Origin of the sequence: Leisingera sp. JC11 (assembly GCF_040704725.1) — a bacterium.
In the GTDB taxonomy this organism is placed as follows: domain Bacteria; phylum Pseudomonadota; class Alphaproteobacteria; order Rhodobacterales; family Rhodobacteraceae; genus Leisingera.
In genome coordinates this window covers 20,219-34,406 of the sequence record NZ_JBFCVS010000015.1, presented here as the reverse complement: position 1 = coordinate 34,406, position 14,188 = coordinate 20,219, and the positions used below count along the sequence as shown (strand labels likewise).

Annotated in this window: 13 protein-coding genes; 7 read left to right on the top strand and 6 right to left on the bottom strand. The window is 65.7% G+C overall.

What is annotated here, in order from left to right:
• Window positions 1–51 precede the first annotated feature (51 nt).
• Together AB1A62_RS16110 and rsmI are read right to left on the bottom strand one after the other, a co-directional pair.
• Window positions 52–426, bottom strand: coding sequence for a YraN family protein (locus AB1A62_RS16110; protein WP_366662481.1), 375 nt, complete (start codon window positions 424–426; stop codon window positions 52–54).
• Window positions 427–429: 3 nt separating this feature from the next.
• Window positions 430–1,287 carry a 16S rRNA (cytidine(1402)-2'-O)-methyltransferase gene (gene rsmI / locus AB1A62_RS16105; RefSeq protein ID WP_366662480.1) on the bottom strand — a complete coding sequence of 286 codons (858 nt, stop codon included), beginning with the start codon at window positions 1,285–1,287 and terminating at the stop codon, window positions 430–432.
• An 87-nt stretch (window positions 1,288–1,374) separates the two neighbouring features.
• Here rsmI and AB1A62_RS16100 point away from each other — a divergent pair, with 87 nt between their 5' ends.
• The 5 genes from AB1A62_RS16100 (at window position 1,375) to AB1A62_RS16080 (ending at window position 7,755) form a co-directional block, all read left to right on the top strand.
• Window positions 1,375–2,541 carry a penicillin-binding protein activator gene (locus AB1A62_RS16100; RefSeq protein ID WP_366662478.1) on the top strand — a complete coding sequence of 389 codons (1,167 nt, stop codon included), beginning with the start codon at window positions 1,375–1,377 and terminating at the stop codon, window positions 2,539–2,541.
• On the top strand, window positions 2,501–5,338 hold the full coding sequence (locus AB1A62_RS16095) for a [protein-PII] uridylyltransferase (protein WP_366662477.1): 2,838 nt from the start codon (window positions 2,501–2,503) through the stop codon (window positions 5,336–5,338). The genes AB1A62_RS16100 and AB1A62_RS16095 overlap by 41 nt, the downstream gene beginning before the upstream one ends.
• A complete protein-coding gene (murJ, locus tag AB1A62_RS16090) occupies window positions 5,335–6,885 on the top strand; it encodes a murein biosynthesis integral membrane protein MurJ (RefSeq protein ID WP_366662476.1) in 1,551 nt (516 codons plus the stop codon). Before AB1A62_RS16095 ends, murJ begins: the two co-directional genes overlap by 4 nt.
• On the top strand, window positions 6,882–7,469 hold the full coding sequence (locus tag AB1A62_RS16085; protein WP_366662475.1) for a Crp/Fnr family transcriptional regulator: 588 nt from the start codon (window positions 6,882–6,884) through the stop codon (window positions 7,467–7,469). The genes murJ and AB1A62_RS16085 overlap by 4 nt, the downstream gene beginning before the upstream one ends.
• Window positions 7,470–7,557: 88 nt before the next feature.
• Window positions 7,558–7,755 carry a DUF2892 domain-containing protein gene (locus tag AB1A62_RS16080; protein ID WP_366662474.1) on the top strand — a complete coding sequence of 66 codons (198 nt, stop codon included), beginning with the start codon at window positions 7,558–7,560 and terminating at the stop codon, window positions 7,753–7,755.
• Between the two features lie 228 nt (window positions 7,756–7,983).
• Here the strand turns inward: AB1A62_RS16080 and AB1A62_RS16075 are convergent, their stop codons facing one another.
• Complete coding sequence (locus tag AB1A62_RS16075) at window positions 7,984–8,670, bottom strand: rhomboid family intramembrane serine protease (RefSeq protein ID WP_366662473.1); 687 nt, start codon at window positions 8,668–8,670, stop codon at window positions 7,984–7,986.
• A gap of 99 nt (window positions 8,671–8,769) precedes the next feature.
• Between AB1A62_RS16075 and trpS the strand changes: the two genes are divergently transcribed.
• Both trpS and AB1A62_RS16065 read left to right on the top strand, forming a co-directional pair.
• Window positions 8,770–9,798: a tryptophan--tRNA ligase gene (gene trpS / locus AB1A62_RS16070; RefSeq protein ID WP_366662472.1), complete on the top strand. Its 1,029-nt coding sequence runs from the start codon at window positions 8,770–8,772 to the stop codon at window positions 9,796–9,798.
• A gap of 143 nt (window positions 9,799–9,941) precedes the next feature.
• Window positions 9,942–11,936 carry an OmpA family protein gene (locus AB1A62_RS16065; protein WP_366662471.1) on the top strand — a complete coding sequence of 665 codons (1,995 nt, stop codon included), beginning with the start codon at window positions 9,942–9,944 and terminating at the stop codon, window positions 11,934–11,936.
• 54 nt (window positions 11,937–11,990) lie between these two features.
• On the opposite strand, the gene AB1A62_RS16060 is transcribed toward AB1A62_RS16065, so the two are convergent.
• The 3 genes from AB1A62_RS16060 to paaK form a co-directional block, all read right to left on the bottom strand.
• Window positions 11,991–12,200: a hypothetical protein gene (locus AB1A62_RS16060; protein WP_366662470.1), complete on the bottom strand. Its 210-nt coding sequence runs from the start codon at window positions 12,198–12,200 to the stop codon at window positions 11,991–11,993.
• 62 nt (window positions 12,201–12,262) lie between these two features.
• Window positions 12,263–12,859: a TetR/AcrR family transcriptional regulator gene (locus AB1A62_RS16055; protein WP_366662469.1), complete on the bottom strand. Its 597-nt coding sequence runs from the start codon at window positions 12,857–12,859 to the stop codon at window positions 12,263–12,265.
• A gap of 16 nt (window positions 12,860–12,875) precedes the next feature.
• Window positions 12,876–14,186 (bottom strand): phenylacetate--CoA ligase PaaK, encoded by a 1,311-nt coding sequence (gene paaK / locus AB1A62_RS16050; RefSeq protein WP_366662468.1) that lies wholly within the window; start codon window positions 14,184–14,186, stop codon window positions 12,876–12,878.
• Between the last annotated feature and the right edge of the window lie 2 nt (window positions 14,187–14,188).

Genomic DNA, 14,188 nt, shown 5'->3' with positions numbered 1-14,188 from the left:
GGCCAAATACATGGCCCACCCTGCCCCGGGGTTCAATGGGTCAGGCGCGGTTCAGTCCATTCCGAAAGCGTTTTCGATGATTTCCACGGCGCCGGTTCCGTCGACCAGCGCCGCGTCAAACCTGACCGGCGTCAGCTGGCCCTGCGGTTCGCTCTCCAGATACTGCCCGGCACTGGCATAGATCCGTTCCGCCTGCCGCGGTGTGATGCGCAGGGCCGCAGCGGCGCTGGTGGTGCTGTGCTTCACCTCCACAAACACCAGCCCGTCCGGGCTGCGCAGGATCAGGTCGATCTCGCCGCCCGCCCCGCGCCAGCGGCGCTCGGCCACGGTGTAACCGCGGCTTTCATAGTGCCGCGCAACGATCTCCTCCGCCGCCTCGCCGGCCAGATGGGCGCGGGTGCCGCGGTGCTGGCGGGCGCGGGTCACGGTTCAGCTGCCCTTCGCCAGCTGCAAAGCCAGCTGGTAGACCTTGCGCCGGGGCAGCCCGTGCATCTCCGCGACGATCCCGGCGGCGTCTTTGACCGAGTTGCCCTGCAAGGCGGCCTGCAGGTCGCTTTCCAGATCGCCCTCGCTGACCTCCGCCTCCTGGGCGCGGTCGACCAGCAGCACGATCTCGCCCTTGACCGGGTTCTCCTCCAGCCCGGCAGCCAGTTCCGTCAGCGAAGCCCGGCGCACCTCCTCGAATTTCTTGGTCAGCTCGCGGCACAGCGCGGCAGGACGGTCACCCAGCACTGCGGCCATGTCGGCAACCGAGGCGGCAACCCGCTTGGGCGATTCATAGAAAATCAGCGTGCCGGGGATTTCCCGCAGTTCCTCAAGCCGCTTGCGCCGGGCGCCGGAGGCATTGGGAAGGAAGCCTGCAAAGAAGAACGCATCTGTCGGCAGCCCGGCCAGCGTCAGCGCCGTGGCGGCTGCCGAGGCACCGGGGGCGCAAGTTACCGTATGGCCCGCCTCCGCCGCGGCCCGGCTGAGATCAAAGCCCGGATCTGCAATCAGCGGCATCCCGGCCTCGGACGCATAGGCAACCGATTTCCCCTCGCCAATCGCCTCCAGCAGTTTGGCCCGCGCCCCGGTGCCGCTGTGGTCGTGGTAGGCGATGATCCGCCGCCCGCCCAGCGGCACGCCGTGAATCTCCATCAGCTTGCGCAGCGAGCGTGTATCCTCAGCCGCAAGCACATCGGCCGAAGCCAAAATATCCAGCGCCCGCAAGGTAATGTCGCGGGCGGTGCCGATTGGCGTGGCAACAAAGTACAGCCCGGGGGACAATATGACATTCTGGTGATTCAACGCTGGACCCGCCTTTTTGGTCGTTTATGATCCGCCCTTAAACCCACACGGCGCTGCAGCGCCGGGAGAACGGAGTTTCAAGCCATTATGTTTGCTGTTTTCAAACGCGCCCGCAAGGCGGCACTGACTGCCGCTGCAGCCGTTTCCGCCATTGCCCTTACCGCCTGTGACCCGATTGCCCTAGGCACAGGCCCCACGATCAATACTTCCAAACCCGTTCCGGTGGCGCTGCTGGTGCCGCGCGGGTCCGCCCAGCAGGGCGACGGCGTGCTGGCGAAAAGCCTGGAAAACGCCGCCCGCATGGCCATCGCAGACCTGGACGGCGTGCAGATCGACCTGCGCGTCTATGATACCGCGGGCAACCCCGAAGTCGCCTCAGGCGCGGCGCAGCAGGCGCTCGATGACGGCGCCCGCATCATTCTTGGCCCGGTCTATGCCGAAGCCGCCAATGCCGCAGGCATCGCGGCGCGCCAGCGCGGCGTGAACGTGCTGGCCTTCTCCAACAACACGGCGATTGCCGGCGGCAACGTCTTCATCCTGGGGCCGACTTTCGACAACACTGCCCAGCGGCTGACCGGCTTTGCCGCCCGCAACGGCAAGCGGAACATCCTGGTTGTCGGCGGCAATGATGCTGCGGGCAGCGCAGGGCGCAGCGCAATCCAGCGCGCCGCCAGCCAGAGCGGCGTCAATGTCGCGGGCAGCGTCGGCTATGAGCTGTCGCAGCAGGGTGTGATCAATGCCATTCCCAACATCCGTACCCAGGCCGCTGCCGCAGATGCGGTTTTCCTGACCTCGACCACCGCAGGCGCACTGCCGCTTCTGGCGCAGCTGCTGCCCGAAGCCGGTGTCGATCCGGCTGAAAAACAGTACATCGGCCTGACCCGCTGGGACATCCCGCCCCAGACCCTGGCGCTGCCCGGCGTTCAGGGCGGCTGGTTCGCCCTGCCGGACCAAAGCAAGGTCCAGCAGTTCAGCGCCCGCTACCAGGCCAGCTATGGCGCGGCGCCGCATTCCATCGGCAGCCTGGCCTATGACGGCATTGCCGCCATCGGCGCCCTGGTTGCGGCCGGCAAGTCCGACGCGCTGACCGCCAGCGCCCTGACCCAGGGCGCCGGTTTTCAGGGCGCGGGCGGCATCTTCCGTCTGCGGCCCGACGGCACCAACGAGCGCGGGCTGGCAGTCGCCACAATCCAGGAACAGAAGGTCGTGATCATTGACCCAGCCCCAAGCAGCTTCGCCGGCGCAGGCTTCTGAGCCCGCCGCCCCGGCGCAGCCCTCAGCCAGCGGCCACCCTGAACCGCTGGGCCCGCTGATCTGCGGCCCGGCGGACATTTTCGACGCCGCCGGCATCCAGGCGCAGATCACGGCGCTGGCTGAGGACACCGCACCGGCAGCCCTGCGCGCGGAAACCGTGAAAATCCTGAAGGCGGCCAATAAGGCCGGGCGCGCCGCAATTGCCGAAGCTTTTGCGGAGAAACCCTTTGCCGCGCGGGAGCTGACCCGCTCCTACACCTTCCTGACCGACGGGCTGGTAACCACCGCGCTTTACGTCGCCAGCGAACTGCTGCACCCGCTGGCCACCCCCACCCAGGGTGAGCGGATCGCAGTGATGGCCGTTGGCGGCTACGGACGGGGGGAAATGGCGCCGGCTTCGGACGTCGACCTGCTGTTTCTCACTCCCTACAAGATCACCGCCTGGGCCGAGAGCGTGATCGAATCCATGCTCTACATCCTGTGGGACCTGCGGCTGAAGGTGGGCCACGCAAGCCGCACCATCAAGGACTGCATCCGGCTGGGCGGCGAGGATTACACCATCCGAACCGCGATGCTGGAGCACCGTTTCCTGGCGGGCCACGCCCCTCTGGCGAAGGAGTTGGACAAGCGCCTGAAGAAGGAGCTGTTTTCCCAGGACGCGCAGGAATTTGTCGAGGCCAAGCTGGCCGAGCGCGACGCCCGCCACCTGAAGCAGGGCCAGCGTTATATGGTGGAGCCCAACGTGAAAGAGGGCAAGGGCGGCCTGCGCGACCTGCAGTCGCTGTTCTGGATTGCCAAGTACCTCTATCAGGTGAAAGACGCCGAAGACCTGGTGCCGCTGGGCCTGTTCCGCCCTGAGGAAATGGAACTGTTTTCCAAGGCTGCAACCTTTCTGTGGGCGGTGCGCTCGCATCTGCATCTGGCGACGGGGCGCGCCACCGAACAGCTGACCTTTGACCTTCAGGTCGAGGTCGCCAGCCGCATGGGATACGAGGACAAGGCCGGCCGCCGCGGTGTGGAAGTCTTCATGCAGGAGTATTTCCGCCATGCCACGAGGGTCGGCGACCTGACCCGCATCTTCCTGACCAAGCTGGAGGCCAGCCAGCAGAAGACCGCGCCTCTCCTGGAACGGATCTTCCGCCGCCGCCCCCGGATAAAGCCCGGCTACAAGGTGGTGAACAACCGGCTGGACGTCATCGACCCCAAGGCCTTTCTGGAAGACCGGGTCAATCTGCTGCGGCTGTTCGAGGAAGCGCTGCGCACCGGTATGCTGATCCACCCGGATGCAATGCGGCTGGTGACAGCCAACCTGCACCTGATCGACGATGACATGCGCAACGACAAGGAGGCGCGGAAGCTCTTTCTGGACCTGCTGCTGAAGCACGGCAACTCCGAGCGCGCCCTGCGCCGGATGAACGAGTTGGGAGTGCTGTCGGCCTTCCTGCCGGAGTTCGAACCGATCGTGGCGATGATGCAGTTCAACATGTATCATTCCTACACGGTGGACGAGCACACGATCCAGGTGATCGCCAATTTCGCCGCGATTGAGCGCGGCGAGCTGGAGGATGAGCTGCCGCTGTCCTCCGAAATCCTGCGCAAGGGGCTGAACCGCAAGGTGCTGATGGTGGCGATGCTGCTGCATGACATCGGCAAGGGCCGCGAGCAGGACCATTCGATCCTGGGCGCGCAGATCGCCCGCAAGGTGGCGCCGCGGCTGGGGCTGAAGCCCTCGGAATGCGAAACCGTGGAATGGCTGGTGCGCTATCACCTTCTGATGTCCGACATGGCGCAGAAGCGCGACATCGCCGACCCGCGCACGGTGCGCGATTTCGCCAAAGCGGTGCAGACGGTTAAACGGCTGGACCTGCTGCTTCTGCTGACCGTCTGCGATATCCGCGGTGTCGGCCCGGACACCTGGAACAACTGGAAGGCGGCGCTGCTGCGCGCGCTTTACGGCCAGACCCGCGCGGCGCTGGAGGGCGGCATGGAGGCGCTGAACCGCGAACACCGCGGCGCGTCGGCCAAGAAGGCGCTGCGCGAGGCGCTGCCCGATTGGTCCAAGGCCGACCTCAAGACCGAGACCGCCCGCCACTATCCGCCCTACTGGCACGGGCTGCATGTGACTGCGCATGTGGATTTTGCGGAAATGCTGCGGGACTACACCGCCACAGGCGACCCGGGCGAGGTGATGATCCGGCTCTATCCTGATGTGGACCGCGACGCCACCCGCGCCTGTTTCGTGATGGAGGACCATCCGGGGATCTTCGCCCGCATCGTCGGCGCCCTGGCGCTGGTCGGGGCCAATGTGGTGGACGCGCGTTCCTACACCACCAAGGACGGCTATGTGACCGATGCCTTCTGGATCCAGGACAGCGAAGGCCATCCCTTCGACCCGATCCGGCTGCACCGGCTCAAGCAGATGATTGAAAAAACCCTGAAGGGCGAGGTGATCACCCGCGACGCGCTGAAATCCCGCGACAAGATCAAGAAGCGCGAAAAAGCCTTCAAGGTGCCGACCCATATCACCTTCGACAACGAGGGGTCGGAAATCTACACCATTATCGAGGTCGACACCCGCGACCGCCCCGGCCTGCTCTATGACCTGGCCCGGACCCTGGCCTCCGCCAACGTCTATATTGCCAATGCGGTGATTGCGACCTATGGCGAGCAGGTGGTGGATGCCTTCTATGTCAAGGACATGTTCGGCTTGAAATACTACTCGGAATCCAAGCAGCGGACGCTGGAGAAGAAACTGCGCGAGGCCATCGCCGAAGGCGCAAAACGGGCGGATATATGAAACCGATCAAATTGCTGTCGGGCTTCCTGACCGTTGGGTTCTGGACGCTGGCAAGCCGCCTGCTGGGGTTCGCCCGCGAGATCCTGATTGCCGCTTTCATCGGCCCGGGACCGGTGCTGGACGCCTTTATCGTCGCTTTCCGCCTGCCCAATATGTTCCGCCGCTTCTTTGCCGAGGGCGCTTTCAACGCCGCTTTTGTTCCGGCTTTTGCGAAACGCTACGAGGCCGGCGAGGACGCCCAAACCTACGCTCAGCAGGCCTTCAACCTGCTGGCCGCAGCGGTGCTGGCGCTGGTCGGGCTGGCCATGGTGTTCATGCCGGGGCTGGTGTGGCTGACGGCGGGCGGCTTTGTCGGCGATGCGCGGTTTGATCTGGCGGTCGGGTACGGCTACATCGTCTTTCCCTACATCCTGTTCATGTCGCTGGCAGCGCTGTTTTCCGGCGTGCTGAACGCCACCGGGCGCTTTGCCGCTGCCGCGGCCGCCCCGGTGCTGCTCAACATCTTTGCCTGCACGGCGATGACAGCCGGGGCGCTCCTGGGTGGCGAGGTCGTGATCTGGCTCACCTGGACGATCCCGGTTGCCGGTGTGGCCCAGCTGGCGCTGGTCTGGGCAGCGGCAGAAAAGGCCGGCGTTTCCCTGCGGCCTGGCCTGCCGCGCTGGAACAGCGAGATGCGCGACCTGGTCCGGGTCGCCGTGCCTGCCGCCCTGGCCATGGGTGTTACCCAGATCAACCTGGTGGTGGGGCAATACGTGGCCTCCGACATTGAAAAAGCCGCCAGCTGGCTGTTCATTGCCGACCGCCTGTATCAGCTGCCGCTGGGCGTAGTGGGCATTGCCGTGGGCATCGTTCTGCTGCCCGCGCTGTCGCGCCGCCTGCGCGCCGGCGACAGCGCGGGCTCACAGGACGCCCTGTCGCGCGCCGGTGAATTTTCGCTGCTGCTGGCAGTCCCTTCCGCCGTGGCCTTCATCACCGTGCCGGTTCCGCTGGTCTCCGTTCTTTACGAGCGCGGCGCCACCGGCCCTGAGGATGTGGCCGCCATCGCCATTGCCGTCGCCATCTACGGCGCCGGCCTGCCGGCCTTCATGCTGCAAAAGGTGCTGCAGCCGCTTTACTTCGCGCGCGAAAACACCAAGGCCCCGTTCCGTTATGCGCTGGTCGCGATGGCAGTGAACGCAGCGCTTGCCTTCGGCCTGAAACCGGTTCTGGGCTGGATTGCCCCCGCCATCGCCGCCTCCGCTGCCGGCTGGGCCATGGTCGCCTTGCTGGCTCTCGGCGCCCGCGGCATGGGGGAGGAAGCCCGTTTCGACGCCCGCTTCCGCCACCGCGCCTGGCGCATCCTGGCCGCCGCCGCCGTCATGGGCGCCGTGCTCTACGCAGTCGCCGCATCCGCGGGCTGGCTGTTCACCCTGGACTACTGGCGCTACCTGTCGCTGCTGGGGCTGGTTGTCCTGGGCGGCGCGGTCTACTTCGCCACGGGTCAGGCCATCGGCGCCTTCCGCCTGTCGGAGTTCCGCAGCGCCCTCAGCCGCCGGAAACAGGCATGAGCCGCCTCTCCTGCGCCGCCGACACCGTGCTGTTCCGCCCGGGGCAGGAGTGCCCCGGCTTTGTCCGCCTCACCTCCGGCCGCATCAAGGTCACCCTGACGGCCGCCAACGGCCGCGAAGTCGTGCTCTACCGCGTCGGCCCGGGCGATGTCTGCCTGCAGACCTTTGCCTGCCTCACCGACGGGCGCGCCTATGCAGCGGAAGGCGTGGCAGAAACCGCGCTGGATGGCGAAATCATCCCCCATGCCGCCTTCCGCCAAGCGATGTCCGAGGACGGGGCATTCCGCAGCGAAGTCCTGACCGCCGTTGCCCGCCGCTTTGCCGACTACGAGCAGCTGGTCGAGGATGTCGCCCTGACCGGCTTTGATGCCCGCCTCGCCCGGGTGCTGCTGCGGCTGGCACAGACCAGCGGCGAGATCCGCATCACCCACGACGCGCTGGCCGCCGAAACCGCTTCTGGCCGCGCCTTCGTGACCCGGCGCTTGCGCGAATTCGCCCGCCTCGGCCTAGTGGAAACACAGCGCGGCCGGCTGCGCATCCTGGACCGCGCCGGGCTGGAGCGGACCGCTCAGGATGAAACCTGAGCTTTAGTGACACTGTCACCGACAGGCGGGCAAGGCCTGGCCTAGAACAGACTCACGATTTCCAATCCGAGTTCGAAAGGACCACGCAATGCCCCGTAACGAAGGCACCCTCGACCGCGCCCTGCGCATCCTTCTTGGCCTGATCCTGCTGTCGCTGGTTTTCATTGGCCCGCAAACCCTGTGGGGTCTGATCGGCCTGGTGCCGCTGGCCACCGGACTGGTGGGCTACTGCCCGCTCTATCAGCTTATCGGCCTCAGCACCTGCCCGCTGAAGAAGCAGGGCTGACCCTACCGGCAAATTCCGGGTCAAGGGCGGCATAGCCGCCGCGCGGCACGCGCGGTTCACCCTTGAGGCGGGATTTGCCAACGGCACAATGGCGACGGCGCCTTCAGGGCAGGCCTGCCCCTGCAGCGCTTCTCAGCAGCTCTCCCCGCCGCGCGTCAGCGCGGCCCGGCCCAACGGCTGGCGATGCCCCGCATGGGGCTTCTCCGGCGGGCGGGAGCGTTTGCGGGATCAATCGTGGCGGATGCGGTTCCTGATCCGTGCCCAGCCGCCCGGTGCCAGGAAGAACGACAGACCAAAGCCGGTGGCAAAGCCGCTCAGGTCCGCCACCCAGTCCTTCTGGCCGCCAAACAGCAGCCCGAACAGCAGCTGCGCCCCCATCAGGAAGGCAATCAGCGTGAAGGCGCGGCTCTGCTGCGCCCCGACAGAGGCCAGCGAGCGCCACAACAGGAAGGTGAATGCGCCGATCAGCCCGTAAACCGCGGGGAAACCGCCCACCAGCGGCACCGGCGAGTTGACCAGCAGCGCATAGCCCAAGGCACCGCCCGCGCCGGACAGCAGGAAGATGATGACCATCGCCAGATCACCCATCACCTCGCCCACCATCTTGCCCATCGCCAGCACAAAGACGCAGACGAAAAGCGCGTGGGTAAAGGCGCCATGCACGAAGATATAGGAAAGAAACCGCTTCAGATGCTCCGGCCCCCAGCGGCCGCTTTCCTGCATCCACCAGAAGATGTCGCTGGAAAACGCATAGGACTGCACCGCCTCCAGCCGCCAGCCGATCGCTTCCGGCCCGCCGATGATGCCGCGGGCGCCCAGCGAAAACACCGCCTCTATGCCCATGATGATCAGCACCAGCGCCACCACGGCGGCGGGCAGCGGGTTGACGGGGGCGTTGTGGGGCTGGCTGCTCATCCTGGCTCCTTGCGGCACGGAATCCCCCGCGCCTGTTGACCTATCCTGGCCCCATGGGTAAGCGACGATGGTGCATAATTCCAGACGGGAGTTTCCGCGATGAGCGAAACCAGCTTCACCCCGCGCGTGTTTTCGGGGATCCAGCCTTCGGGCAACCTGCACTTGGGGAATTACCTCGGTGCGCTGAAGCGCTTCGTCGACTGGCAGGCCAAGGATATCGAGACCATCTACTGCATGGTCGACCTGCATGCGATCACCGTCTGGCAGGATCCCGCGGATCTGAAGAAGTCCACCCGCGAGCTTTGCGCCGGCTTCATTGCCGCCGGCATCGACCCGGAAGAATCGATCCTGATCAACCAGTCCCAGGTGCCCGAGCACGCGCAGCTGGCCTGGGTCTTCAACTGCGTTGCCCGCATGGGCTGGATGCAGCGGATGACCCAGTGGAAGGACAAGGCCGGCAAGAACCAGCAGAACGCTTCCCTGGGCCTGTTTGCCTACCCCGCGCTGATGGCGGCGGACATCCTGGTCTACCACGCCACCCATGTGCCGGTGGGCGAGGACCAGAAGCAGCATCTGGAGCTGACCCGCGACATCGCGATCAAGTTCAACCACGACTATGGCGTCAACTTCTTCCCGGAAACCGAGCCGGTGATCGAAGGCGCCGCCACCCGCGTGATGTCCCTGCGCGACGGCTCCAAGAAGATGTCGAAGTCCGACCCCTCGGACGCCAGCCGCATCAACCTGACCGATGACGCTGACGCCATCGCCAAGAAGATCCGCAAGGCCAAGACCGACCCGGAGGCGTTGCCGTCCGAGGTGGAAGGCCTGGAAGACCGCCCCGAGGCCCGCAACCTCGTGAACATCTACGCCGCCCTGAACGAGCAGACCGTGGAACAGGTGCTGGCCGACGTCGGCGGCCGCCAGTTCTCGGAGTTCAAGCCGGTGCTGGCGGACCTGGCGGTTTCCAAGCTGGCGCCGATCTCCACCGAGATGGCGCGTCTGATGCAGCAGCAGGACGAGATCGACAAGATCCTGGCCCGCGGCGCCGAGCGCGCCCGCGCGATCACCGCGCCGATCCTGCGCCAGACCTATGACATCATCGGCATGGTGCCGCCGCCGGCGGTCTGACGCTCAGCCGCCAGCGGATATCAGCCTGACCCAAGCCGCCCCCGCCCGGGGCGGCTTTTCTTTTCCCCGCGCAATGCGCAACTTTCCCGCTGTTCATCAGTTATCCTTGTGCGGCCGCGTGCCGGAACAAGAAAGGAACCGTAATGAAACCGGGAATTTTCAAATCATCCACGGCGCTGGCAGTGATGATCTCGCTGGCGGCCCCGATGCCCGCCCTGTCGCAGAACCAGGGCGGCCAGCGGATCGACCCGAGCCAGATGTCCGCCGCCGAAATCGGCGATCTGGTGGACCGCTGCCGCAAGCGTGCCGAACGGCGGCAGAAAAAGCTGGAGGCAGGCCAGGAGGTCGAGGAGAAGACCGGCAAGGTCGCCAAATTCTGCCAGGCCTATGGCGAAGGCGCCTTTGACTCCGCCCTGCCCGCAGACCTGCAGTCTGCCACAGTGCTGGCAGGCGTCGGTGCTGCGGAAGCAGAGGTTACGGCAGCCGCTGATCAGGCAGCCGGGGCGCAGACGGAAATTGTAGCAGAGACCCAGCCCGAGACCAGCAGCGAAGAGCAGCCCCAGGCCGAAGCTGCAGCGGAAACCACCGGGCAGCAGGACGCGCAGGAACAGCCTGCAGTGGCCGAAGCGCAAGTAGAGGCCGAAGCTCAGGCTGAAGCCGAAGCGCGAGCACTGGCAGAGGCGTTGGCACAAGAGCAAGCGGAAGCTCAGGCTGCAGCGGACCAGCAAGCGCAAGCCGAGGCTGAAGCACAAGCTGCAGCCGAAGAACCAGCCGCAGCTGAACAAGCTCAGGCGGAAGTAGCCTCGCAGGCTGCAGCCGAGGAACAGGCCCAGGCAGAGGTACAGGCCGAAGCTCAGGCAGAGGCTGAGGTTCAAACCGATCCCCAGGCTGACGGCAGCGGCGATGCATCCGCCGGCGCCAGCGCCGAGGAGATCGCTGCGGACCTTGGCCAGTCACAAGGCGGTACCGGCGGAGAAACCGACAATCCCGAACTGGTTGAACAGGACAGCCAGGCCCAGGCTGATGCCCTCGCCGAGGAAAGCAGCGAGCCCGCTGCAGCCGCCGCCGCAGCAGCCGCGGACGGCGCAGTTGCCGAGGGCGAGGCCCAAGTGACCGAGGAAGTGGTCACCGACGAAACCGCGCGCAGTTCCGACGAGGAATTCGCAACCGAAGTCAATGAAAACGCCCAGGCAGAGGCCCAGGCCGCCGCTCCGCAGGCCAATGCCGCCACTGAGGAGGACAGCGGCCTGTCGACTCGCGAGCGCAACGCCCTGCTTGGCCTTGGCGCCCTGGCGATCGGCACCCTTCTCAACAACGGCGGCAAGGTGGTCTCCAACTCCGGCGACCGCGCCATCGTCGAGCAGGACGGCCAGTACCGCGTCCTGAAGGACGACGACGCGCTGCTGCGCCAGCCCGGCTCCAACGTGACCACCTACCGGTTCCAGGACGGCTCCACCCGCACCGTGGTGGCGCGCGAGAACGGCGTCGAGGTGGAAACCATCCGTTCTGCGGAGGGCCGGGTGCTGCGCCGCACCAAACTGCTGCCGGACGGCCGCAGCGTGGTGCTGTTCGATGATACCCAGAAGGCCGAGCGCGTGGTGGTCAATGAGCTGCCGCAGGTGCAGGACAACCGCCGCGCCTTCTCCAGCACCAGTGCCGTCTCGGCTGAGGACCTGGCCGCAGCGCTGGCCGCCCAGGAAGCCAAGGCCGTGGACCGCCGCTTCTCGCTGGCGCAGATCCGCAACATCGACGCGGTGCGCCGCCTGACGCCGGTGATCAACGTGGATACGGTGAATTTCGACACCGGCTCCTCGGTGATCCGCCCGCAGGAGGCGGAGGAGCTGGCAACCCTGGGCAACGCGCTGCGCGAGCTGATTGACCGCAACCCGGGCGAAGTATTCCTGATCGAGGGCCACACCGACGCCGTGGGTGCCGCGACCTACAACCTGGCCCTGTCGGACCGGCGCGCCGAAACCGTGGCCCTGGCGCTGACGGAGTACTTCGGCGTGGCACCGGAAAACATGGTGGTGCAGGGCTATGGCGAAAGCGATCTGGCAATCAGCACCCTGGACGCCGAGCGCGCCAACCGCCGCGTCGCGGTGCGCCGCATCACCCAGCTGCTGGGCAATCCGGGCTGATTGGCCTGAAACGATACGGCACCCGGCGGGCACGTCCCGCCGGGTGTTTCACTGTTACTCTGCCGGTGTCTTCTTCCGCGCAAGCAGCCCGTATTTCAGCGCAAACCGCTTCCAGGAAAACCGCATCCTGCCGCTGGCCGCCTTCGGCTTCCCCGCCGTACGGTCGAACTCATACATGTCGATGGCCCGTTCGGCGCAGCCGCAGGCCTCGCCCAGGCCAACCTTCTTGTAATAGAAGTTTTCGAAATTCTTAGGTTTCTGCATGGCACCCTCCGATACCGGAACAGGGTAGCCCGGAAACGCGGATACGCAAAACCGCGCCGCTGTCAGAGCCCCTTGACCCCGCTCAGAGTCAGGTCCGCCACCAGCCCGGCGTAATCCTCGCGCGCCTTTGACCCGGCACCGGAATTCCACATGTAATACCAGTTCAGCATGCCAAAGACGGACATCGTGGCGCCGCGCAGCTTGGCCGCGTCGCCATTGAAAATCTCCGGCGCCACGTCCTTCAGCGCATCGCTCATGAACTGCACCATTTCGCGCTGGTAGCCGCGCAGATGCTTCTGCTGCTCCTCGGGCAGCGCCCCCATCGCGCCCAGCTGCACCTGATGCTCATGGTCGGCGCCCTGGTAGGCCAGCATGATCTCTGACACGATGCGGCGCAGCCGGTCCTCGGCGCCAAGCCCCGCCAGGTCCACCCCGCAGACCCGGTCGCGCAGCTCGCAAAGGTAAGTATCAAGGAGGCCGTAGAGCACGGCATCCTTGCTGTTGTAATAGTGGTAGATATTTGCCTTGGAGATCCCGCACTCGCGCGCCAGCTGGGTCATCGACGCGCGGTCGTAACCGGACTCGGCAAACACCTTGGCCGCCGACTTCAGGATCTGCGCGCGTTTCTCATCGTGGTCTTTTGCGATCGTGCGGGCCAAGGCTCACTCCCCCGGGTCAGGACTTGCTGCGGTTGTCGACGACGCGCTTGGCCTTGCCCTGGCTGCGTTCGACGGACCCCGGGTCGCCTACAATGATCTCGGTCGAAACGCCAACCATATCCTTGATCCGCTTGGTCAGCATCCGCGCCGCCGCGGTCTTGCTGAGCTCGTCAGTGGCATCCGGATTGGCCTCCACAAACACCCGCATCGCGTCCATGCGGCCGGATTTGTAGAGCTCGATCTGGTAGTAGGGCGCGAGGCCGCCGGTGGCCAGCAGCTGCTCCTCCACCTGGCTGGGGAACACGTTGACGCCGCGCAGGATGATCATGTCGTCGCTGCGCCCGGTGATTTTCTCCATCCGCCGCATCGACCGCGCGGTGCCCGGCAGCAGGCGGGTCAGGTCGCGGGTGCGGTAGCGGACCATCGGCAGGCCTTCCTTGGTCAGCGTGGTGAACACCAGCTCGCCCAGCTCCCCGTCCGGCAGCACCTCGCCGGTCTGCGGATCAATGATCTCCGGCAGGAAGTGGTCCTCCCAGATCACCGGGCCGTCCTTGGTCTCGACGCATTCATTGGCAACACCTGGCCCCATGATCTCGCTGAGGCCGTAGATATCGACCGCATGCATGTCAAAGGCCTCCTCGACCTCCTTGCGCATTGCATCGGTCCAGGGTTCGGCGCCAAAGACGCCAACCTTCAGCGAGCACTCGCGCGGGTCCATGCCGACCTTGTGATACTGCTCCAGGATGTTGAGCATGTAGGAGGGCGTCACCATGATGCCGTCAGGTTTGAAATCGGTGATCAGGCCGACCTGCTTTTCAGTCTGGCCGCCCGACATCGGCACGACAGTGGCGCCCAGCCGTTCGATTCCGTAGTGCGCACCCAAGCCGCCGGTGAACAGGCCGTAGCCGTAGGCGTTATGCACCATATCGCCCTTGCGCAGGCCCGAGGCACGCAAGCTGCGCGCCACCAGATCCGCCCAGTTCGAAATGTCATTGGCGGTATAGCCCACAACCGTAGGCTTGCCGGTTGTGCCGGAGGACGCATGCAGGCGGATGATTTCACTGCGCGGCACTGCAAACAGGCCGAACGGATAATTGTCCCGCAAGTCGTTCTTGTAGGTGAAGGGGAACTTGGCCAGGTCCTTCAGCTCCTGCAGGTCGTCCGGATGCACGCCCGCCTCGTCAAAACGCTGCTTGTACATCGGCACGTTGTCATAGGCATGGCGTACCGACCACTTCAGCCGCCCCAGCTGCAGCGCGCGGATTTCGTCGATCGAGGCGATCTCGATCGGGTCCAGTTCACCCTTCTTCGGGCTCAGGTCTTCCATGG

Coding starts and splice junctions, on each gene's coding strand:
- AB1A62_RS16085 (WP_366662475.1), top strand. CDS start 6,882: ATGAGCCGCCTCTCCTGCGCCGCCGACACCGTGCTGTTCCGCCCGGGG.
- AB1A62_RS16060 (WP_366662470.1), bottom strand. CDS start 12,200: ATGCAGAAACCTAAGAATTTCGAAAACTTCTATTACAAGAAGGTTGGC.
- paaK (WP_366662468.1), bottom strand. CDS start 14,186: ATGGAAGACCTGAGCCCGAAGAAGGGTGAACTGGACCCGATCGAGATC.
- AB1A62_RS16075 (WP_366662473.1), bottom strand. CDS start 8,670: ATGAGCAGCCAGCCCCACAACGCCCCCGTCAACCCGCTGCCCGCCGCC.
- AB1A62_RS16080 (WP_366662474.1), top strand. CDS start 7,558: ATGCCCCGTAACGAAGGCACCCTCGACCGCGCCCTGCGCATCCTTCTT.
- murJ (WP_366662476.1), top strand. CDS start 5,335: ATGAAACCGATCAAATTGCTGTCGGGCTTCCTGACCGTTGGGTTCTGG.
- AB1A62_RS16065 (WP_366662471.1), top strand. CDS start 9,942: ATGAAACCGGGAATTTTCAAATCATCCACGGCGCTGGCAGTGATGATC.
- trpS (WP_366662472.1), top strand. CDS start 8,770: ATGAGCGAAACCAGCTTCACCCCGCGCGTGTTTTCGGGGATCCAGCCT.
- AB1A62_RS16100 (WP_366662478.1), top strand. CDS start 1,375: ATGTTTGCTGTTTTCAAACGCGCCCGCAAGGCGGCACTGACTGCCGCT.